Genomic DNA, 21,496 nt, shown 5'->3' on the forward strand with positions numbered 1-21,496 from the left:
TTTCCTGTCTTGAAAGACTCACACATTGTACCGTGCACCCTATCGTTTCACGTGAAACGTGCCTTAGCCGGTGCTCTCCATTAGCTTGGTGACGATCTCCTCAATCGGCGGGTCTTCGATCGCGATGTCGGCAACATCGTAGTTGCTGAGGATGCTCGCAGCAAGTGCGGGAGTCTCATTCCGCGGGGCGGTGATGACGACCCCGCCATCAAAGGTCTCGATCACACTCTCAAATCGATCAACGGGTGCTTCGCCCTTAAAGGTGATACGGAGCCGCTTTTGCGGGTCCATTTGAGCGGTTAGCGCTTCCAGTGTTCCCTCAAACGCCATAGATCCGTTGTTGATCATGATCACGCGCTCGCATAGCGCTTCGACGTCCTGCATGTAGTGGCTGGTGAGCAGAATCGTGCTCCCATCCTCCTGGTTCAGTACCTTTAGAAAGTCGCGTATCCGTTTCTGTGAGACAACATCGAGCCCGATGGTGGGTTCATCGAGGAAGACGACGCGTGGCCGATGGAGCAGCGCAGCTACGAGCTCGCACTTCATTCGCTCTCCCAGGCTGAGTTTTCGAACTTGAGTGTCAAGTTTCGCGCCGATTTGTAGGTGATCGGCCAGAAAGTCCAATCGCTTCTTGTAGTCCGCGTCCGGAACGTCGTACAGCTCTTTCATCACGAGAAAGCTCTCGCGAGCGGGCAAGTCCCACCAGAGCTGCATCTTGTTGCCCATGACCAGGCTCATCTGGCGCAGCATGCGCGGGTCGCGTTGGAATGGCGTGAAGCCAAGTACAGTTGCAGACCCGCCACTGGGGTACAAGATTCCCGAGAGCATCTTGATCGTCGTGGTCTTGCCAGCACCGTTCGGCCCGAGAAACCCAACGATCTCGCCCTCCGCGAGGCTAAACGAGACTTCGCGCACCGCGTGGATGTGTTCGACCTTGCGCGTCAGCAGCGCTTTGAACGCCCCGGCGATCCCCGATTCCTTCTTGGTTGCGGTATAGGCTTTGCTTAGCCGCTCGACTTCGATCACTGCCACTCGCGTAGCCTACCTTGCAGGCCAGCAGTAGATCAGGAGCGCGACGGGGACGGCGGTCAGCAGCATGGCGTCGATGCGGTCGAGTACGCCGCCGTGCCCCGGCAAAAGGGTGCCGCTGTCTTTCACCCCTGCCCGCCTCTTCATGTAGCTCTCGAAGAGGTCCCCGGCCTGACCGAAGACGGTACAGATCGCGCCAGCGGCGATTCCCAAGCCCAGGTTGTGAGTCGAGAGTAGTGCGCCAGCGGCCATCGCGCTGACGGCGTGGGCGGCCGACCCTTCCCAGGTCTTGTTGGGTGAGATTGTGGGCATGAGCTTGGTCTTGCCCCAGGCCCGACCGGCGAAGATAGCTGCGGTGTCACCCGCCCATACGGGGACGAGGGCGAGCAAAAGCATGAGCGGCCCAAGCTGCTGCAGCCAGACGCAAGCGGCCAGCGGCGCAGCCAAATAGAGTCCGGAAAGTGAGTGAAGTGGCTTCTTTAAGCAGCCTATAAAACCCAGCATCAGAGTTGCCGCCAGCAACGCCAGATAAGGCCCCTTCCCGATCGACCAGTCGCTGCCCAGTGCAAAGCCAGCATAGGCAAGCGCCGCAAGCACTGTAACGATCGCGCCGCTCCGTAGCAGCTTGGACAGTTCATGGCCGCCGATGCCAACCAAGACGAAACCGAGTCCGAGTAGCGGCCATTTCCAAGGTGCGAAAATCGCTCCAAGCGCAATCCCGATGAGCAAGATCGCGGTCAGAACCCGTGTCTTCATGATCTGCGAACCACGATACCCCGCGCTAGTTGCGGAGCGTCGGGCCGATCTTCTTGCGCACGCGCTGGAGGGCGTTGTCCACCGTCTTGGGCGGGCAATGCAGCGCCTCCCCCATTTCGATGTAGCTCTGGCCCGCCAAGTATCTCTTGAGGACGCAGATCTCCATTGGGCTGAGCTTGCGCTCCATCAACTGGCGGATCTCTTTGGGGAATTCTTTCTGGAGCAGGAGTCGCTCGGGATTGACGCTCCGTTCGTCAGCCACCAGCTCGGCCAATTGTTGCTCGCCGTACTCGGCATCCAGCGAGACCGTTCGGGCGTCTCCTGCTCGCTTACTGCGCGTCGCGCCCTTCACAGCAGAGATGATCTGTCGAGTGACGCAGAGCTCGGCGAAGGGTCGGAAGCGTGGGAGCCTGTCGGGACGATAATCGCGGATGGCGCGACACAAGCCGATCATCCCTTCTTGGATCACATCTTCGGTGTCACCACCAGACACGTAGAAGCCAAGTGCCTTCAGGCGAACAAAATTGCGATATCGGGCGACGATGCACTCAGTGGCATCGGTCAGCCCCGTGCGGGCCAGACTCACCACCTCTTCGTCGGCGAGGTGCGAGTATCGATATGCATAAGAATCGGGATTATACGTGGCCATTGCTTGCCCCTGGAACCCTGAGATTCAACTAACTATTTTCAGTTTATGCCGAATTGACCATTCTGTCAATGCACGTTTCAGATTGGCACAAAAAAGCCCGCCGCGGGTGGTCCCGGGGCAGGCTTTTCGAAATGGTCAGTTGACCTTGACGTTCAGTGTGGTGGAGTACGGTTTCTTCAGCCCGAAGAGGTCAGAGATCGTCACCGTCACCACGTAGCTGCCCGACTTTCTGAATCGGCGCTTGACGGTTTGACCTTCGGCGTCCACCTGGATGCCATCTGCAGAGTCGAAATCCCACGTGTAGCGCAGGGTAGACGATCCGCCGTATCCGATTGCCGAGAACTGGAGCTCTTCGCCGAGGCCAATATTGCGCTCACGGAAAGTCGGCTCGCCGCTGATCGGGGTCGCATCGTTGATGCTGCGAACTTCACCGATGTAAAACGTCCCGACCGAGTTGCCGCTGAAAGCGACTTCTACGACCTTCTTGTTCGTGCGGGCAAAACCACTAATCGCTTGCAGGGGAGCGGAAACCATGCGCCAACCGTTCTCGCCAGCCGCTCCGAACTTCAAGAAGACTTCGCTCTTGAGCCCGTCCGAAGTCGTCACGATCATACGGATTTGGTCAAAGGCCGTCGGAGTTGCCGGAGTCGTGGTGCCGCTGCCGCTGCCAGGACCTCCCCGGACACCGCCCGAAGGATCGCCGCCGCCGCGCTCAGCACCTTCATCGCCGGCCATACCGCCGCCTCCCGAGGTGGATGACGCCCCGGGTCCGCCTGACCGCGCGCCCGGTCCGCCGCCCATCGTCTGGGTACTGTCCGCCAGCTTAACGGCGACGCGAAGCAAATTGTTTGGATCCGCGGCTGCTTCAGAGAAATCGACGGCGTTGGCAAAGACGATGCGCCCGCCCTGGAAGAAGTTGCGTGTGCTGATGCGAATGCTGTTTGTGCCTTCGTAAGCGGCCTCATCGGTCTCAGCGATGCTACCGCTCCCCCAACCGGTCAGGCTCACCCCCTGGTCCTTCACCGTGCGCGTGGGGCTGTAGAGCACGACCGACGGCGCGGCGGCGGCCCAGGCGCAAAGCGCGATACTACCAATTACTGTCCAGGTCTTCATGTGTTGTTATCCTGCCGATTCGCGACGCACTCGCTCGATGGCTACGGCGCGTCCAGTATCTCTTTCGACGTCAATGACCACCCCAGCGATACATCCAGGTTCGTCAGAGACTTCAAATCTTTCGGGCATCGAGGTCCGGAACTTGCGGAGAATAATCTCCCGCTCCATCCCCAATACGCTGTTTCTGGGCCCACACATTCCCACGTCGGTGATGTAAGCGGTCCCCATCTCGAGGATCGTTTCATCCGCCGTCGTCACGTGCGTATGGGTTCCCAGCACCGCCGTCACCCTACCTTCGCAATGATAGCCCATCGCGATCTTCTCGCTTGTCGCCTCGGCATGAAAGTCGAGGAGCCGATGCGGGCTGGCGCACTGCGCGAGCAATCCGTCGATGCACGCGAAGGGATCGTCGTAACCATCAAGGAAGACGCGACCGCACACGTTCATGATGTGCAACAAGATTCCGTCCCGCTCAACTGACGTCAGACCGCGTCCGGGTGCACTGGGCGGCATGTTCGCTGGTCGAACGACGGGTGCATCGGTGGCGAACGTCTCGATAATCTCCTTCTTGTTGAAGGCGTGATTGCCCAGCGTGATCGCATCCACGTTAAGCTTGAAGAGCTCGCGGCAGATGTCCGGGGTGATCCCCACTCCGCCAGCAGAGTTTTCGCCGTTGACAATGGTGAAGAGCGGCCTATAGTCTTCTTGCAGGCCGGGCAAAAATTCCGCGACGGCGCGCCGACCACGCTTGCCCACGATGTCACCAAGGAACAGAATGCGGTAGGTCACTTGGCAACCTCCGAGATTCGCACCTCGCGGATGACGGTGATCTTCACCTGGCCGGGGTACTCGGTTTCCGTCTCAATCCGCTTGGCTACGGCTTTGGCCAGCTTAGCCGCGCCCGCATCGTCCAAGTCGTTTGGACGTACGATCAGTCGCAGCTCTCGGCCTGCTTGTACGGCGAAACTCCGTTCAACCCCTTCGAAGCTGTTCGCGATGGCTTCGAGTGCCCCCAGCCGCTTGACGTAGTTGTCGAGGTTCTCGCGCCGAGCACCCGGGCGGCTCGCACTCATGGAGTCGGCGATGATGACCAATTGCGCCTCTTCGGTCTCGGGTTCGATTTCTCGATGGTGCGCGCCCACCGCATGGCGAACCGGCCGGTTCAGCCCTTGTTGCTCCAGGTACTGCATCCCGGCGATGGCGTGCCGCGAGTCGTACTCGCTGCCGAGCGCTTTGCCGATGTCGTGCAGGAACCCGGCGGTACGTGCGACTTCCTCGTTGCAGCCGAGTTCGGCGGCCAGGTGCGCCGCAAGCTGGGCGACTTCGACGCTGTGGTCCAGAACGTTTTGTGCGTAGCTGGAGCGGAATCGTAGTGCCCCCATTTGCTCGATGACTGCGGACGGCAACCCTGCCACCTGGGCTCGGTCACACGCGCGCTCACCCGACTCGCGAATGGTCCGCTGAACCTCTTGCTGCGCCTTCTCGTACAGTTCCTCGATCCGCCCCGGGTGGATGCGCCCATCGACCATCAGGTTCATCAGAGCGAGCCGGGCGGTTTCGCGGCGGATCGGATCGAAGCACGAGATCACGACCGTTTCCGGCGTATCGTCCACGATCAGATCGACACCGGCGACCTGCTCAAAGGCGCGGATGTTTCGCCCCTCCCGGCCGATGATGCGCCCCTTCATCTCCTCGCTGGGAAGCGTCACGACCGCGACGGTGGACTCAGTGATAATGTCCACGTGCGCGCGCTCCATCGTCCCGATGACGAGCTTACGGGCGGTGCGTTGCGCGTCCGCGGCGGCTTCGCTTTCAATGGTCTTGGCGATTTGCCGCGCCGTTTCCGCTGCCTCCGCCTCGGCTTTCGCGAGCACGAGTGCGCGGGCCTCGTCGGCGTTCAGGCCCGCAAGAGACTCCATCTTCTGGGTGAGATCGGCCTCGCGCGAGTTCAGGTTTGTGGATCGGCTGTGAAGTTCGGCTTCTTGCGATTCCATAAGCGCGGTGCGCTCTTCTAGCTTCTCTTCGCGAGCTTCGAGCCGCTCGCGCGCTCGCTTCTCTTCCTCCATCGCTTCCAGGAGGGCGAGCTTTTTGGCCTCTTCGACTTCGGACCGAAGGTTTGCAATGGCCGACTCTTGGGCGACTTCGCGCTCACGCATCGCCTGGATGCGCCGGTTCATCAGCACGTACGTGATGAGCGCGCTGAAACCGATCGCCAGGATGAGATCGACGACGAAGGCGGTGACCGAGACGTTCACTCAGCACCCTCCAGCGAGGCCTCGAAGTACGCTTCGACCACGGATCGGACGATGTCTTCGTCGAACCCGCGTCCGGCCAGATATCGGGCACCCTTGATCGGCGCATCCGAAGGAAGATACTTCTTGCGAAGGAGATGGCCCGCCCGGTCTGCTTCTGCAGCAGGGTCGAACCAAGCCTCGATCTCGGCCAAGATCTCGGGATCCGCACCCTTTGCATCGAGCTCGGCGAGGATCCGTTCCTTGCCGTACCCCTTCTCTTGGCGTCGCTCGGTGAGCACACTCGCCGTCCGATGGTCATCCAAGAAACGCCACTCGTGCAGCTTGTGGCGAACTCGGTCCCATTCGTGACCGAGTTGCTCTCGCTCCAAGGCAGCCTTCAGCTCCGCCTCAAGATGGTCTCGACGGCGCAAGCAACGCAAGGCGATCAGCAGCGCGCGATCGCTCATTGGCACACTTAGTCCGGCTATTGGGCCTCGACCGCCTCTGGCTCGGGGACATCAACGACCGCCGAGGTGCGCTCAGATTTGAACGTCTCACGCAAGCGGTTTTCGATCTCTTCAAAGACGCTCGGGTTGTCCTTCAGGAACTGTCGAGCGTTCTCGCGACCCTGACCGAGTCGGACATCGCCGTAGTTGAAGTAGGTGCCCGCCTTGCCGATGATATTGCGTGCGACGGCGTTGTCGAGCACGTCGCCGGTGCGGCTAATCCCTTCGCCGTAGATCATGTCAAACTCGGCCGTCTTGAACGGCGGAGCAACCTTGTTCTTGACGACCTTCACCTTGGTGCGTGTGCCGATCTGGTCGGTTCCGACCTTGATGGCATCGGCACGTCGGACTTCGAGTCGAACCGACGCCCAGAACTTCAGAGCGCGGCCGCCGGGAGTGGTCTCGGGGTTGCCGTACATGACGCCGATCTTCTCGCGAAGCTGGTTGATGAAGATGCAGACCGCTTTGGACTTGTTGATGCTACCGCCAAGCTTACGGAGCGCCTGGCTCATCATGCGCGCCTGGATACCGACGTGGCTATCGCCCATTTCGCCTTCGATTTCGGCCTTCGGTACGAGAGCCGCAACGGAGTCCAGAACGACGATGTCAACCGCGCCGGATCGGATGATCGCGTCCATGATTTCGAGCGCTTCTTCACCGGTCGTAGGCTGGCTGATGTAGAGTCGATCGATGTCCACCCCAAGCGCGCGGGCATACTCGGTGTCCAGCGCGTGCTCGGCGTCCACGTAGAGTGCGAGGCCACCACGGCGCTGGCACTCGGCGACGGTGTGCAAGGCGATGGTCGTCTTACCGCTCGACTCAGCGCCGTAGATTTCGGTGATCCGTCCGCGAGGCAGGCCGCCAACACCGAGGGCGATGTCCAGGCTCAGCGATCCGGTCGGAACCGACTCGATGATCTCTCGCTCGCCCGTGCCGAGACGCATGATCGCGCCCTTACCGAACGACTTTTCGACTTGGTTCAGGGCGAGCTCTAAGGCACGCTCACGATCATTGGGTGCGGTCTTTTCTGCCAATGGCTTCTCCTTACGAATCGAACCTGTAGTGGCCCGAAATGCTAGACAAGATTATAGCAGTCTTGCACATGTTGGGTACAACTGCGCCATGACCAGCGACGCAAAAACCGTTGAGGAATACCTCATATCGTTGCCTGAAGATCGTCGTGTTTCGATGGAAGCGATCCGTGACGTGGTCAGGAAGAACATCAATCCTGGATTCGAAGAAGGGATGCAGTACGGCGCGATTGGCTACTTTGTCCCGTTCTCCCTCTATCCTGCGGGCTATCACTGCGACAAGACCCAACCGCTCCCGTTCCTGGGCATCGCCTCGCAGAAGAACCACATTGGCATCTACGCGTTCTGCCTCTACATCAATACTGAGCACCAGGCCCAGTTCATCGAGGAGTGGAAAGCGACCGGAAAGAAGCTGGACATGGGAAAAGCGTGTATCCGCGTGAAGGACTCGGATGGGGTGGCGATGGACGCGCTCGCATCCATGCTGAAGAAGATCACGGTGCAAGGATTTGTCGACGTTTACACTCAGCTGATCCCCGCGAAGAAGCGGAAGTAGCGGCTTAGGGTAAACCCAAGCCTCATGCAACTGCGGTGGTTGTGGGTCGGTCTCTTGCTGCTCAGCGCGACGCTCGGTCGGGCTGAGGTGACCGTGCGCATGCTGCCGGGTCCGGGGTACGGCATCCCACCCAAAGAAGCCATCGACCCTCGAAGCTTGGCGCGCCGCGCTGTTTTTGACGCGTTCCACAAAGCCAACTCAGATGTACGGGTCGTCAACGCGGGGGGCCTTGAGCTCGTCGGTGCCCAAGCCGACTCGCTGATGCTCATGGCGATGGCGGGAGCGAATGCTCCGGACGTTCTGTACGTTAACTTCCGGCAGTACTACAACTTTATCGATCAGGGCTTCATTCGCCCGCTCGACGATCTGATTGCCCAGAACCCGGACGTGATGGACCGGACGAGCCCGATTATCCGTAAGGTTTTGACCAGCTACAACGGGCAAATCTATTCGGTACCGTTCTTTCACGTCGCGCTCGGCCTGAACTACCGTCGCGACTTCTTCCTCGAGGCGGGCCTCGACCCCAGTAAGCCGCCAAAGAACTGGGATGAGTTCATTGCATACGGTCGAAAGTTGGTCGAATCCGACCCGAACCGGGCCGCATTCATCTTCAGCACGCCGCAGGGATACCACTGGAGCAATTTCGTGTACCAGGCGGGCGGCGAGATCGTCGTCCCGGGTGATGGCAAGTCCTGGAAGTCCGCGATCAACACTCCTGCAGGGGAGAAGGCGGTCGAGATGTTCCGCCGGTTGGTGCTGGAGACCTGGATCGGCAAGGATGGCAAGCGTTACGGCCCAATGGCGCGCCTCTCCACCGACTTTTCGGGGGACATACGTCAGGGCAAAACCGCGATGTGGTTTGCGTACACGAACGACGTCCAACTTGCGGGCGCGGTGGACATCCCGATGCAGCTCATCGGCATTTCGGCCATGCCTGCTGGCCCAGCTGGCCCCAGCAACGAGATCAACGCGGGCATGTGGGCGATCAATGCCAACGTCAAGGATCCTGAGAAGCTCGCTGCTTGCTGGAAGTTCATCCGCTACTTCGCGGGCGACGATGCCGCCCGGGTGAGTACCGATAAGTTCGTCGAGCTCGGTATGGCGAACCAGGTCAACCCCGTGTATCTGGAGAAGTTTGGCTATCCAGACCTCGCCAAACAGGTCGATCCCGCCTATGTCCAGGCGAGCAAAGACATCTTCAAAAATGGGCACCCCGAGCCATACGGTCGCAACTGCCAGCAGGTCTATAGCGTCCTCGATAACGTTCTGGACCGCGCGCGGACGCAGCCGAACACCTCGGCGAAGGAGATTCTGGCGACGGCCGAGCGGGAGATGAACGAGAAGCTGCTGGGCTACAAACCGGCCGACGTCATGGCGCGTCAGCGCGGCTGGGCGACCGGCATCCTCATCGCGTTGCTACTCGTGCTCGTGCCCTTGGTCGTGCGTTCGGTTCGCAGGGCACGCGCAACGCGGGTGGTTGAGCAGGAGAGCCTTGCGGCAGGCACGGTCCGGCGCAGGGTGTACACCTTCATGGCGTTATGTCTGGGTCCCGCAGCCCTGAGCCTGCTCGTATGGAGTTACTATCCTCTCGCGAGCGGTCTGAAGATTGCATTCCAGGATTACCGCATCACCAAAGGGGCAAGCTGGGTCGGGCTGGACAACTTCATCGCCGTCTTTACGTCGCCCTTGTTCTATAAGGCGCTGACGAACAGCTTCCTGTACGTGATCCTGAGCCTCGCCATAGGGTTCCTCTTGCCTATCATGCTGGCGCTTGCACTCAATGAGATCCCCCGGTTCAAGACGCTCTTCCGAACGCTCTTCTACCTCCCGGCGATGACGAGTCCCATCGTGATTTCGCTGCTGTGGCGGCAGATGTACGACAAGACGGACCAAGGGCTGCTGAACACGCTCTTGCTACCCATCATCGACACGATCAATCCGATCGTTACGTGGGTTGGCCTTGAGCCAATCGCCAAGGCGCACGACTGGCTCGGAGATCCGTCTCTCGCGATGTTTGCCGTCGTGTTGCCTGGTATCTGGGCGGGCGCGGGTCCCGGTTCGATCCTGTACCTGGCCGCACTCAAGAACATCCCCTCGGAGCGGTACGAAGCTGCCGATCTTGACGGCGCTTCGTGGTGGAGCAAGATCCTCTTCATCACCATGCCGGGGCTGAAGCCGCTCATCCTCATCAACTTGCTCGGGGTGTTCATCGCCGGATTCAAGGCGATGGAGAATATCTTCGTCTTGACCTTTGGTGGACCGCTCTACGCGACTCAGACGATCGGCCTGGAAATCTGGCAGAACGCGTTTATGTATCTGAAGTTCGGATACGCCACCGCCGCCGCGTGGGTGATGGGCGCGATCCTCATCGGGTTCACGGTGATGCAGATCCGCAGCCTGCTCAAGATGCGATTCACGACGGCGAAGTTTTAGCCTTCGATGACGAGTGCGGTGAAGTCGCCGTAGCTCAGCAGCAGGTCGCTGACCTCTGCGAGCAGGGACAGACGAGCATCTCGGACCTTGGTGTCGTCCACCATGACCATCGTCGCCTCGAAGAACGCATTGATGGGCCCTTGGAGTGCGCGCACGGAGTCGAGTGCCGCATCGATATCTTCACCGAGCGGGATCGCCTGCATGGCCGCATCGCGCAACGCCACGCCCTCGGCAGAATCCAGACTCGCGACATCGACCGCTGCAAGACCGTTGCGCTGGATCGCAATCCCCTTCTTCTCCGCGGCGCGCACGATATTGATGGGTCGCGTGGCCGCCTGTACAAACTCAACCACCGGTGCGAGCTGGCTCAGGGCCTCGACGCGGCCCGCGATAAGTGTCGGATTTGCCAGGGTCGTTAGGTCGTCGGCGAGGGCGGCCTGCACGATGTCGTGCCGGACTTCTTCGAACGCGACTTCGTATCGGCCCTTGAAGATGGGGACAAGCGCAGCGCGCATGGATTCGGCATTGTGTGGAAGCGAGTGCGCCAGATACTGCTCGCTCGCGTAGTCAAACCAACGATCTGCCGAACCCGGCAGGCCGGCCTCGATGACGAGGTTCACAGCGCGGCGCAGGCCGAATGGATCGCTTGATCCGGTGGGAGTCAAACCAACCCCGAGGTAGCCCGCGAGCTTGTCAATCTGGTCTGCCACGCAGACGCAGACCGCGAGCTGCTCACCGAGGGTGTCGGCGGGAAGGTTGCTGGAAAGCCGATACTGGCCAGCGATAGCATCGGCCACCGGACCGGGCAACCCGGCTTGGCGGGCGTATTCTCCGCCTATGACCCCTTGGAGGGACGAGAGCTCGCTGACCAAGCCCGTGCTGAGGTCCGCCTTTGCGTACAGACCCGCCATGCTTGCTTGATCGCCTGCGGTCTCTCCGATCCAGTCCGTGGCAATGCGCCGGGCGAGTGCGGCCAGCCGGTCGCAGCGCAATCGGACCGAGCCCAGCTCCTCTTGGAACATCATCGCTTCGGTGCGTTGCAGGAACTCGTCGAAGGTCCGCTTGCGGTCCTCGTCGTAGAAAAACTTGGCATCATTGAACCGGGCGTTGAGGACCCACTCATACCCCTCGCTCACGGCGTCTGGGTGTCCCGAGTTACGAACGGCGATGAAGTGCTGGGTGAGCTTGCCGTCGCCGCTGCGCACGGGGAACGTCCGCTCATGCTTGGCCATCGCGGTGATCAGGACAGGTTCGGGCAATATCATGAACTCTTCCCGGAAGGTCCCCAAGACGGGCATCGGCCACTCCGTGAGGAAGACGTTCTCGTCCACCAGCATATCGTCGAATTCGACCATCCCGGGGGCGATTTTGCGCGATTCGTCTCGGATCATCCGCTCGCGGAGGATCGGATCGGGCTCGACGAACCGCTCGCGCAAGCCAGAAAGCAGCTCTGCCAGCGTCTTCGCTTGAAAAGTGGTGGGGGACATGAACCGGTGACCCACGGAACTCGAACCCGACTCGACAGTTTCGATCGAAAAGGATACAGGAGCATGGTCGTAAACTGCGAGGATCCATCGGATCGGCCGGGCGAACCGCATCTTGGCGGTGCCCCAGCGCATCGACTTGGGAAATGTGAGGGCGCAGATCGCGTCCGGCAAGATTTTTGTCAACAACTCCGCGGTCGGTTGGCCCTCGTTCTTCTTGCGAATCCACACGTACTCGCCGTCGTTGGTTACCGAATTTGGGTCTACGCCTTGCGATTTGCAGAAGCCGAGCAATGCGCCCGTCGGAGCATTAGCAGCGTCAAATGCGACTTTCACAGACGGTCCACGCACTTCCTTCTCGCTGTCTGGCTGTCGCTCGACAACCGATGAGATACCGACGATCAATCGCCGGGGGGTCGCGTACGTCTGGACCTCTCCATGGCTGATGTTTGCCTCGGCCAAGCGCGAAGTAATGTTCTTGGCGAGGTCGTCCATGGCTTGGCGGACCGCCATGGCTGGTAGCTCTTCGCAACCCAATTCAAGAACGAGCTCACGTAGGACGGCGACGCCCACCGAAGGGGGCTCCTGTTGGGGCTGGCCTACCGGCATGTACTCGGTTTCTGTGCGATCAAGGTCGGCAACGCGTTCAGACATGGGAGCGGCGAGTTTACCTGCCCCTACTTTGAGCCGATCTGAGCACGCCGACGCCTCGGACTGTGTAAACTGCGGCGAGCCGAAAGGCAACATCAGGATTTTCAGGAGATGAACTGCATGAAGCGAACGCTCGTACTTCTCGCCACGGCCGCGATGGCCAGCTTGTCATTAGCACAACCGACCGTCGGAGGCATCGATGCCACCGGCCTTCGACTTCGACTTGGTGCGGTCTATCCGCTCGAAGGCGCAACCCGAAAGATCACGGGCAACATGCTTGCCATCGGTCTCGACTTCCCGGTTCGTTCGCTCGCGAAGACCGGCGAAGCCTATCTCAGCGCCGACTGGTACGGCAAGAGCGGCAGCGGTGCCAAGGGCAACATCTTCCCGGTGCTGTACAACCAGCGCATCAACGTCGACAAGGATCCGGAGGCGACTCAGCGCACCTACATCATGGTGGGTGCTGGAATCGCCCACATCGACGTCAAGAAGGCTAAAACCGCTTATGCCATGCGATTCGCACTGGGCAAGGAACTCAGCGACACCGTGTTCGCCGAGGGCGGACTGCTGTGGACGACTGATGGCGGCGGCGTGAAGGGGAACGCATTTGGGTTCTTCCTCGGCTATCGCTTCTAGGATCGACTGACACTCGCTGCCCCGAGCCTTATGGCCGGGGCAGCGCTGTGTTTGACCCCTGTGAAACCTGGCACCGGTCCGTGCGTTATGTAAGGTGAGGGACCTTATGAAATTCTGGCTCGCATTGTGCGTTCTCCTGTGCGCTGCGTTCGGTGTCGCGCAGTTCGACATGCAGGGCAAACCGGTGGTCCGCTGGAGCACCTACTCCTCGGGCACGCAGTGCAATGCCACGAAGTACTCGGCGGTCGCTCTGGCGACAGAAGGTGACTTCCAACGTTACTGGCAGCAGAACCTGCAAGGGTGCGCACCGACCGACGTCGACTGGAACACCGAACAGATCTTCGCGATCCACCTGGGCAGACGCACATCCGGCGGCTACCGGGTGTTTGTCCAATCCATCGAGCTGGAGCAGAACACGCTTTGGGTGCGCTACGTCGAAGAGACCCCCGCGCGGGGGAGCGCGACCGCAAGTGTGATGACCTCGCCCTACGTGCTCATCCGCATCAAGCGCACTTCGGGCGTTCCCCGGTTCGTGGGCACCCTGCGCGAGAGTCGGACCATCTATGCGCCGGTCCCCGACTGTCGATGCTCGCGCGGTTGCCTCGCGAACTGCGCCTGCGCCTGTCACCGGCAAGTCGACTACCCTCAGATCGTTCCATACCGCACGCTCTGGAACGGCCAATACTCGGGTGCACTCTCGCAGATGCATGTGATCATGCGCAGTCAGCGGGAGTACGCCCACTATGGCAACCAGTACTTCTCGGGCCAAGAACTGCCGGATGTGGACGTCGATTGGGACCGCGAGAACCTGATCGCCATCCACCTTGGGCGTCGATACACCGCAGGCTACGGCGTGCGAGTCATCGACGTGCAGCAGATCAACCGGGGCCAGATCACGGTCAACTACTATGAGGAGACCGCGCCGATGTTCGCGAAGCAAGACAGCACAAGCCCGTTTGTCTGGATTCGGATTCCACGTGGAATCGGCACCATCCAAGTCATCAAGGCACCCGGCAAGCCGCTGGGGCAGTGATCCTGAGTCCAGTCTGCTAAAATAACTGCCTACATGGGAAGCGGGGGTTCCTGGCAGTGGTTCGTAAGCATCTTGCTTGTACTCAGCAACGCCATGTTTGTGGCCGCCGAGTACGGACTGGTGGGGGCGCGGCGTAGCCGTATCGAATCACTCGCAAAGGCGGGAAGCCGGTCGGCCCGGATCCTCTTGGCCGAGATGGCAAACACTCCCCGGTACATCGCTTCCATCCAGATCGCAATCACGATGGTCGGCATCGGAATGGGCGCGATCACCGAGCCGGTCTTCACCGAGGCGATCTCCGGATGGTTGGGTAGCAGCGTCAATCGTGGCGTGAGCGTCGCCTGCTCGCTGGTTCTCGTGACCTTCGTCATGGTGGTCGTGGGCGAGCTCGTACCGAAGTACGTCAGCTTGCAGCACGCCGAGCGAGTCGCCGTCGTCACGATTGTGCCGCTGAAGGTGTTTACGACGGCCCTGTCGCCGTTGGTGTGGCTCGTGCAAGTCTCTGGCCGCGGGATTCTGAAGCTGATTCGAGTCGAGGCGAACCCGGACAACGCAAAACTCTCGAAGGAAGAGTTGATGCTCCTTGTGCGATCGGGTACGAGCGAGGGCGCACTCGAAGAGGAGCACGCAAGCGTCGTGAGCAAAGCGCTGCGGTTCGACGAGCTCGACGCGGACGACGTGATGATCCACCGCCTGGACATGAAGTGGCTTTCGCTCGAGACGCCCAAAGAGTCGCTGCTCGTGGAGATGGCTAAGTGCGGGCACAGCCGCGTGCCGGTGTGCCGCGAGGACCTGGACGACATCGTCGGGATCCTCTATGCAAACGATCTTCTCCGTCACTGGGGCGATGCCGATTTTGAGCTTGAGAAGCACCTGCGTCCCGTCGAAGTGGTCCCCGAAAACCTCAGCCTAAACCGCATCGTCTCCCGCATGCGCGAATCGCGCACTCACCTGGTCATCGTCGTGGACGAGTACGGCGGAACGAGCGGACTCATCACGCTGGAGGATGTCGTCGAAGAGGTCTTCGGTGAGATGGACGACCAAGTCGAAGCCGAGCGACCTGCTATCGAGAAGGTCGCGGAACGACGCATCAGCATGCGCGCTGACGTGCGATACGATGAGTTGCTTGAGTTCCTCGGTCGCGAAGACGACTCCAGTGATATCTCGACCGATACGCTGGCCCAGGTCATGATCGATCAGCTTGGCCGAATGGCCAAGTTGGGCGACTCGGTCGCGACGGAGTTGGGCACCCTGCGGGTCGAGAACATGGCCCGGCGACGCATCACCCGGATCGGGCTTCAGCTCGTGCGGGACGAAGACTCGTAGTGCACGCGCATGCGCTTGGCGATGGCGACGCTTCGGTCCGAAATGTGCTCTAGCGCGTGGAAGATCTCCATCGTCGCAAGGTAGTCGTCGGTCTCCGCGGGCTTGGCTTGGATGAGCTCCACGAGCCGGTGGCATGCCACGGCGTACATGGTATCAATCTCTTCGTCGCCGTCGATCACTTCAGCGGCTAGTTCCGGCTCGTACTGGGTGTACAGACGAATGGCTGAGGCGAGCGCGCGGCGGGCGGCTACACCCATGTCGATGAGAGCGGCGCGCATCTCGCCGGGGAACTTGCCTTCGACCGTCTTGGCCCGCCGCGCGAGCTTCACCGCGTCGTCTGCGACCTTCTCGATCTCACCAATCACGCCGAGTGTCGAAGTAAGGATGCGAAGATCGCCCGCGACGGGCATCTCCTGCATCACCAGTAGAACTGTGTTGCGAATGACCTCCTCTTCGAGGAAGTCGACCTGATCGTCGCGCGCGATGACTTCCTCCGCGCGTGATGCGTTGCCGCTGCTCGCTGCTTCAACCGCGAGCTCAATCATTTCGCTGGAGACGTTTGCCATCCGCACGACTTCTGAACGGATTTGCTCAATCCGATTGTCGTAATAGCCACGGAGTGTCATATTGCTTTCTTAACCTATTGTGGCGCGTTCGGAACCCCAATTGCCCGATCTCGAGGCGGTAACCTTGGGGTTCAGGATGATCTGGCTTCAATCCGGGGTGAGCTTTGTGCTGTGGATTTGTTATGGAATCCGCATGCGCGGCCGTGAATCCCAGCTTAGAACGGCCATTGAGAGGATCCCGCGGGCATCACGGGTTGGGCGCAGCGCACTGTGGCTGATCGGCGGTGCCGTGCTGCTCCTGGCGGGCCTCATCGGCCTCGGGGCGGCAGGCGCGATCCAGCGCGGAGCGCTCACCGGCTGGGGCTGGGCAGCGGTGACACTTTTGGGGCTCCTGTTCGTCCATTGTCAAGTCGTGGGAGCCGGGCTCATGGTCTCGCTCGCCCGGCCGGGAACGTCCGAAGGTTCGGAGCAATCAAGGTTATGAACTCACTCAAAGTAGCGCGTCGTCTGGTTTTGCCGATCGTGGCCCTGTCGCTTTGTCTCGCCATGCCGACCATGGCGCGAGCCGATGAAAAAACCGACGTCGGGACGGCCGACCGTGTCCTGCGCAAGGTCCGCGAGCTCGACCTCCTGAACCAAATCTTGCCGGTGTTGATGACTAAGAAGCAGCTCAGCGCCGTCCTCACCGAAGTCGAAAAGGCACGCGCCAATGTGAAAAAGACCGAAGCGGCCGAGCGCGACACGCTGAAGGAACTGGAGAAAAAGCTCGATCCCGCGATCGAAAGCGCCTATAAAGAAGGGAAGGTCCCGGAGGTAAGCGTGCTCTCCGAGTATCTTGTCGCCTTCGCGAAGATGAATCGCGCCCGCGGAATCATCATCGAGATGAACACGACAAACGTGCTTGAGGTTCTGAAGAAGACCCTGAACACGGGTCAACTGGCCGCGGCACGCAATGCGCTGAATCCCAAAGCGTTCGATCCCAGCGTTGACGTCACTAAGATGACTGACGACGAGAAACTGCGCTATTGGGTCAAAATGGTCTTGCTCGATGTTGCGGCGTACGATGTGTTGGTGCGTCTAAGCAAGAGCAGCAAAAATTGAACCGCTCTCGCAATGCGGCGTGACAAAGTTGCGGCAAACAAGGCAATAATACTGGCATCCTTTTACCAGGTGTTTGATATAATGGCCTTGTATCTCATATAACACTGAGCGGGATTGCCCTCAGTGGAGTTGTTTACACAGAAGGAAAGGAGGCGGATAATGACTCGACTTAATCGTCGCATCGCGACTTTTGGTCTACTCGTAGCAGTTTCGGGCGTTGCTCAGGCTGTGACTTTTTCGAATATCATCATTCAGAGCCCACCGTTGAATCTCGGTTCGAGCCACTCGATCTCGGGTAACGCGATTAGCTTCTTCACGCCGAACGCTTCGGTTGGAGATGCCAAGGCTCCGCTGCGATCGGCCACGCTGAACATTCAGTACGACGCACAGAGTGGCCCGATGATGATCGCCAACCAGGTTGGCATCGCGCTGGGAACGGCTCTGCTCGGCACCGGTACGGTCAGCTTCGTTGAGCTCGTCATGGAGCTCGATGGTCCTGGTCCGAACGCGAACGAGCTCGGCCTGATCGGTTTCGATACCCACGTCTTCTCGGGTACGAACACCGTCTATTCGAACACGATCACCTTCAGCAAGCCGGTGAAGTGGTTCCGAGCCAAGAAGGCGTTCACTTTGGACGCACCGAACAGCCCGGCAACGGACTTGGCAGCTCTGGCAATTGTCAACCAGAACATCAAGGTTGTGCCTGAGCCCGCCAGCATCGCCGCGATGGCACTTGGTGTCGTTGCGTTGGCATCGCGCCGACGACGAAAGTAAAGGTTCGGGTTATCAGGCCCGCCTTCTAATATGTGAGTCATGAGGCCCCATCTGAAAAGTAGGGGCCTCACAGACTTCAGGTTGGAACCAGGCAAAGAGCCTCAATCGCCAAGAGCGAATAGTCGAACCGGTACTAATGCCGGGTAACTATGGCAAGATTTTTGATACAATAGCATTGTTATTTGAGGGGTCTCCCCTCTTAATCTAGTTGAAAGGAAGTATGAATATGGCGAATGGTACTAAGCGCATGGCTACGCTCGCAACGCTTGTAGCGGTTGCAGGTGTTGCAAATGCAGTCACTTTTTCAAACGTCTCGATCAGTGCGGCTCCGTTGTCGAACTTTTCGAGCTACTGGTCTTCGGGGAACGCAATCAGCTTCTTCACGCCCATGGCGGTTGTGAGCGATGCAACGGCCCCGATGCGCACTGGCAACCTGACCATCCAGTACGATGCTGATAGCAGCTCGATGATGGTAGCAAACGTTGTCGGAGTTGCCCTGGGCACAGCCCTGCAGGGTAGCGGCACGGTCGCGTTCACTGAGTCAATCTACAACCTCGACTGCAACACGAATACGGTGACGGGCCTGATCGGCTTCGACTCGTACACGTTCGTTGCGGGTGGTCCGACGGTCTACTCGAACACGATTTCGTTGACGCAGTCCACGCAGTGCATTCGCGTCGTCAAGACGTTCGCCCTGAGCGCTCTGGACACCCCGGTCAACGATCTTGCGGCCCTCGCCGTCGTCAACCAGAACATCCAGACGTCGCCGGTGCCTGAGCCTGCTACTTTCGCAGCGCTTGGTCTGGGCGTCGTCGCTGTGATGCGACGACGTCGAAAGAACTAAGGCTGGCGCTGTCCCATGCGCCGTATCGATTCGCCTTCCTGATCCTTACGATCAGGAAGGCTTTTCCGCGTCTGCCGCTAGTGCGTTACAGCACCGTCGCATGCGGGACCCACAAGCTTCGCATAGCGTGCCAGTGCGCCGCGAACATCGCGTTTCGGAGCTGACCAGCCCTGTCTCCTCTGCTCCAAGACCTCGTCGCTCAGCGCGACGCTTAGTTCACGCGTTTCGATGTCAAGCGTGATTTGGTCTCCATCCTGGATGAGTGCAATCGGGCCGCCGCGCTGCGCTTCTGGACCTATATGACCCACCATCAGCCCTCGGGTCGCTCCTGAGAACCGGCCGTCCGTCATGAGCGCGACGTCGTACCCCAATCCTTGTCCCACGATCGCGGCCGTCACTCCGAGCATCTCGCGCATCCCTGGACCACCGGTTGGACCTTCATATCGGATGACCACCACGTCCCCTTTCTGAATCTGGCGCGCTTGGACGGCCGCCATCGCCGCCTCCTCGCAGTCAAAGACCCTCGCCGGACCTTGGTGGCGAGTCTTGGAGACGCCCGTGGTCTTCATGACTCCGCCCTCGGGAGCCAGATTGCCGCGCAGAACGACCAACCCGCCGGTAGGCGAGAGAGGCTGATCGGCGCGAAAGACGACGTCCTGATCCGCCGGAATCTCAACGGCAGCAAGGTTCGCATCCATCGTGCGTCCATTGACGCAAAGCGCGTCGCCGTGCAGACAGCCAGCATCCAGCAGGGCCTTTAGGACGGTCGGCACACCTCCAACCTGGTGGAGGTCGAGCATCACGTACTTGCCGCCGGGCCTTAGGTTCGCCAGCGTCGGAGTCCGCTCGCTGATACGATGAATATCTTCCAGGTCAAGTTTGATGTCCAGCTCATGGGCGATCGCGGGCAGGTGCAGCGCGATATTCGTCGATCCGCCGGTCGCCGCACCCACCATGACCGCGTTCTCGAATGCCTTGCGGGTCATGATGTCGCTGGGCAACAGGCCACTGTGCGCTGCTTCCATCATCGCGATACCGATCTGGTCCAAAATCTCGCGACGATCTTCGCTTACTGCTGGCGCCGAAGTGGAGCCCGGCAACGCCATCCCCAGCGCTTCCGCGACGCAGGCCATGGTGTTCGCCGTGTACTGTCCGCCGCATGCGCCGGCTCCGGGGCAGACCGCGCATTCGATGGCGTGCAACTCCTCCGCGGTGATCGTGCCTGCCGCGTACGCCCCTGCCGCCTCGAACGCGTCTTGAATTGTGACGTCGCGATCTTTGTACCGACCGGGCATGATCGTCCCGCCGTAGACGAAAATGCTCGGAACGTTTAGCCGGGCCATCGCCATAAGCATCCCGGGGAGGCTCTTGTCGCAACCCGCGACCCCAACGAGCGCATCGTAGCCATGCGCCATCATCATCAGCTCGACGCTATCCGCGATGACCTCTCTCGAGACGAGCGAAGCCTTCATCCCTTGGTGGCCCATGCCGATGCCGTCGCTGACCGAGATGGTGTTGAACCGCCGCGGCGTGCCGCCGCACGCATGCACCGCCTGCGCGATCTGCTTTCCTTGCTCGTCCAGGTTCACGTTGCACGGTGTCGCCTCGCTCCAGACGGTGGCGACGCCGACCCACGGTCGTTGTAGGTCGGCATCAGTAAGCCCCATCGCGCGCATCATGGCCCGATTCGCGGTCTTGTCGGGCTGTTCGGTCAGGGTGCGCGACCGGTGTTTTGGATCAAAGCCTGGCCGGCCAGCCCACGTCATTGCGGAGGTTCCTTATCCTGGATGAACGGCATCATGCTGCGAAGCTGCTTGCCGACGGCCTCCACCGGGTGGGCACGCTCCTCGGCACGGCGAGCCTCCATCACGGGCCGGCCCGCCTCGTTCTCGGCGACCCACTCGTGGACGAACTTGCCACTCTGAATGTTTGCCAAGATCTCCTTCATCGCCTCGCGCGATTCGCTGTTGATGATCTGCTTGCCTGCGACGTAATCGCCCCACTCGGCGGTGTCGCTGATGCTGTAACGCATCCAATTCAGCCCGCCCTCGTACATCAGATCGACGATGAGCTTGGTCTCGTGCAGGCACTCGAAGTACGCCGCCTCCGGTTGGTAGCCCGCTTGCACGAGCGTCTCAAATCCGGCCTTGATGAGCTCAGAGAGGCCGCCGCACAAGACCGACTGCTCGCCGAAAAGATCGGTTTCGGTCTCTTCCTTGAAGGTCGTTTCCAGGATCCCCGCGCGTGCGCCGCCGATACCCCAGGCGTACGCCATCGCCCGCTCGCGGGCTCGGCCGGTCGCGTCCTGGTGAATCGCGATGAGGCACGGGAGCCCGGCACCCGCGACGTACTCGGTGCGCAATCGGTGGCCCGGGCCCTTCGGGGCGACCATGCCGACGTCCAAGTTTGCCGCCGGTTTGATCAGACCGTAGTGGATGTTCAACCCGTGGGCGAACAAGACGAGCGATCCCGGACGCAAAGATGCAGCCATTTCGTCGTTGTAGATCTTGCTCATCGGGACGTCGGGAACGCAGAGCATGACGACGTCCGCCTTCGCGGCCGCCTCCGCCACGCTCACGACTTCGAGTCCCGCCGCTTCCGCTGCCGCCCGGCTCTTCGAACCTGCGTGCAGTCCAACCAGCACGCGCGCGCCGCTGTCTTTCAGGTTCAGGGCGTGGGCATGCCCCTGACTTCCGTAGCCAATAATCGCCACCGTCTGGTCAAAAATCGCCGCCGGTTTACAGTCCTTCTCGTAATAAATCGTTGCCATATGC

21 protein-coding genes are annotated in these 21,496 nt (G+C 60.4%); 9 read left to right on the forward strand and 12 right to left on the reverse strand.

What is annotated here, in order from left to right:
- Positions 1-63: 63 nt before the first annotated feature.
- The 8 genes from JNM85_04880 to recA all read right to left on the reverse strand — a co-directional run bounded on the left by JNM85_04880 (position 64) and on the right by recA (position 7,321).
- Complete coding sequence (locus JNM85_04880; GenBank protein ID MBL8087392.1) at positions 64-1,032, reverse strand: ATP-binding cassette domain-containing protein; 969 nt, start codon at positions 1,030-1,032, stop codon at positions 64-66.
- Between the two features lie 9 nt (positions 1,033-1,041).
- Positions 1,042-1,785: a phosphatidate cytidylyltransferase gene (locus tag JNM85_04885; GenBank protein ID MBL8087393.1), complete on the reverse strand. Its 744-nt coding sequence runs from the start codon at positions 1,783-1,785 to the stop codon at positions 1,042-1,044.
- A 25-nt stretch (positions 1,786-1,810) separates the two neighbouring features.
- Entirely contained in the window at positions 1,811-2,434 is a 624-nt protein-coding gene (locus JNM85_04890; protein ID MBL8087394.1) for a sigma-70 family RNA polymerase sigma factor, read from the reverse strand.
- Positions 2,435-2,569: 135 nt separating this feature from the next.
- Positions 2,570-3,547 carry a PKD domain-containing protein gene (locus JNM85_04895; protein ID MBL8087395.1) on the reverse strand — a complete coding sequence of 326 codons (978 nt, stop codon included), beginning with the start codon at positions 3,545-3,547 and terminating at the stop codon, positions 2,570-2,572.
- Positions 3,548-3,553: 6 nt separating this feature from the next.
- Positions 3,554-4,336 (reverse strand): TIGR00282 family metallophosphoesterase, encoded by a 783-nt coding sequence (locus JNM85_04900; GenBank protein MBL8087396.1) that lies wholly within the window; start codon positions 4,334-4,336, stop codon positions 3,554-3,556.
- A complete protein-coding gene (gene rny / locus JNM85_04905) occupies positions 4,333-5,802 on the reverse strand; it encodes a ribonuclease Y (GenBank protein MBL8087397.1) in 1,470 nt (489 codons plus the stop codon). Before rny ends, JNM85_04900 begins: the two co-directional genes overlap by 4 nt.
- Positions 5,799-6,248, reverse strand: a complete 450-nt coding sequence (locus JNM85_04910; protein ID MBL8087398.1) for a regulatory protein RecX — start codon at positions 6,246-6,248, stop codon at positions 5,799-5,801. The genes rny and JNM85_04910 overlap by 4 nt, the downstream gene beginning before the upstream one ends.
- A 17-nt stretch (positions 6,249-6,265) precedes the next feature.
- Positions 6,266-7,321 carry a recombinase RecA gene (recA, locus tag JNM85_04915; protein MBL8087399.1) on the reverse strand — a complete coding sequence of 352 codons (1,056 nt, stop codon included), beginning with the start codon at positions 7,319-7,321 and terminating at the stop codon, positions 6,266-6,268.
- 88 nt (positions 7,322-7,409) lie between these two features.
- Between recA and JNM85_04920 the strand changes: the two genes are divergently transcribed.
- Positions 7,410-7,874, forward strand: coding sequence for a DUF1801 domain-containing protein (locus tag JNM85_04920; protein ID MBL8087400.1), 465 nt, complete (start codon positions 7,410-7,412; stop codon positions 7,872-7,874).
- 24 nt (positions 7,875-7,898) lie between these two features.
- Positions 7,899-10,307 (forward strand): extracellular solute-binding protein, encoded by a 2,409-nt coding sequence (locus JNM85_04925; protein ID MBL8087401.1) that lies wholly within the window; start codon positions 7,899-7,901, stop codon positions 10,305-10,307.
- Here the strand turns inward: JNM85_04925 and JNM85_04930 are convergent.
- Positions 10,304-12,445, reverse strand: a complete 2,142-nt coding sequence (locus tag JNM85_04930; GenBank protein ID MBL8087402.1) for a glycine--tRNA ligase subunit beta — start codon at positions 12,443-12,445, stop codon at positions 10,304-10,306. The genes JNM85_04925 and JNM85_04930 overlap by 4 nt on opposite strands.
- A gap of 117 nt (positions 12,446-12,562) precedes the next feature.
- On the opposite strand from JNM85_04930, the gene JNM85_04935 reads away from it, so the two are divergent.
- The 3 genes from JNM85_04935 to JNM85_04945 all read left to right on the forward strand — a co-directional run bounded on the left by JNM85_04935 (position 12,563) and on the right by JNM85_04945 (position 15,437).
- Positions 12,563-13,078, forward strand: a complete 516-nt coding sequence (locus JNM85_04935; GenBank protein MBL8087403.1) for a hypothetical protein — start codon at positions 12,563-12,565, stop codon at positions 13,076-13,078.
- A gap of 106 nt (positions 13,079-13,184) precedes the next feature.
- A complete protein-coding gene (locus tag JNM85_04940) occupies positions 13,185-14,111 on the forward strand; it encodes a protease complex subunit PrcB family protein (protein ID MBL8087404.1) in 927 nt (308 codons plus the stop codon).
- Between the two features lie 33 nt (positions 14,112-14,144).
- A complete protein-coding gene (locus JNM85_04945; protein ID MBL8087405.1) occupies positions 14,145-15,437 on the forward strand; it encodes an HlyC/CorC family transporter in 1,293 nt (430 codons plus the stop codon).
- Here JNM85_04945 and JNM85_04950 read toward each other — a convergent pair.
- Positions 15,410-16,063 carry a hypothetical protein gene (locus tag JNM85_04950; protein ID MBL8087406.1) on the reverse strand — a complete coding sequence of 218 codons (654 nt, stop codon included), beginning with the start codon at positions 16,061-16,063 and terminating at the stop codon, positions 15,410-15,412. The two genes, JNM85_04945 and JNM85_04950, sit on opposite strands and share 28 nt — an antisense overlap.
- Before the next feature lie 76 nt (positions 16,064-16,139).
- Between JNM85_04950 and JNM85_04955 the strand changes: the two genes are divergently transcribed.
- The 4 genes from JNM85_04955 to JNM85_04970 all read left to right on the forward strand — a co-directional run bounded on the left by JNM85_04955 (position 16,140) and on the right by JNM85_04970 (position 18,722).
- Positions 16,140-16,487, forward strand: a complete 348-nt coding sequence (locus tag JNM85_04955; protein MBL8087407.1) for a hypothetical protein — start codon at positions 16,140-16,142, stop codon at positions 16,485-16,487.
- A complete protein-coding gene (locus JNM85_04960) occupies positions 16,484-17,104 on the forward strand; it encodes a hypothetical protein (GenBank protein ID MBL8087408.1) in 621 nt (206 codons plus the stop codon). Before JNM85_04955 ends, JNM85_04960 begins: the two co-directional genes overlap by 4 nt.
- A 159-nt stretch (positions 17,105-17,263) precedes the next feature.
- A complete protein-coding gene (locus tag JNM85_04965) occupies positions 17,264-17,878 on the forward strand; it encodes a PEP-CTERM sorting domain-containing protein (GenBank protein MBL8087409.1) in 615 nt (204 codons plus the stop codon).
- A gap of 247 nt (positions 17,879-18,125) precedes the next feature.
- Positions 18,126-18,722: a PEP-CTERM sorting domain-containing protein gene (locus JNM85_04970; protein MBL8087410.1), complete on the forward strand. Its 597-nt coding sequence runs from the start codon at positions 18,126-18,128 to the stop codon at positions 18,720-18,722.
- Positions 18,723-18,799: 77 nt separating this feature from the next.
- Here JNM85_04970 and ilvD read toward each other — a convergent pair whose 3' ends face one another.
- Together ilvD and ilvC are read right to left on the reverse strand one after the other, a co-directional pair.
- Positions 18,800-20,488: a dihydroxy-acid dehydratase gene (ilvD, locus tag JNM85_04975; GenBank protein MBL8087411.1), complete on the reverse strand. Its 1,689-nt coding sequence runs from the start codon at positions 20,486-20,488 to the stop codon at positions 18,800-18,802.
- Positions 20,485-21,492 (reverse strand): ketol-acid reductoisomerase, encoded by a 1,008-nt coding sequence (gene ilvC, locus JNM85_04980; GenBank protein ID MBL8087412.1) that lies wholly within the window; start codon positions 21,490-21,492, stop codon positions 20,485-20,487. The genes ilvD and ilvC overlap by 4 nt, the downstream gene beginning before the upstream one ends.
- Positions 21,493-21,496: the final 4 nt, after the last annotated feature.

Source organism: Chthonomonas sp., from assembly GCA_016788115.1.
GTDB lineage: Bacteria > Armatimonadota > Fimbriimonadia > Fimbriimonadales > Fimbriimonadaceae > UBA2391.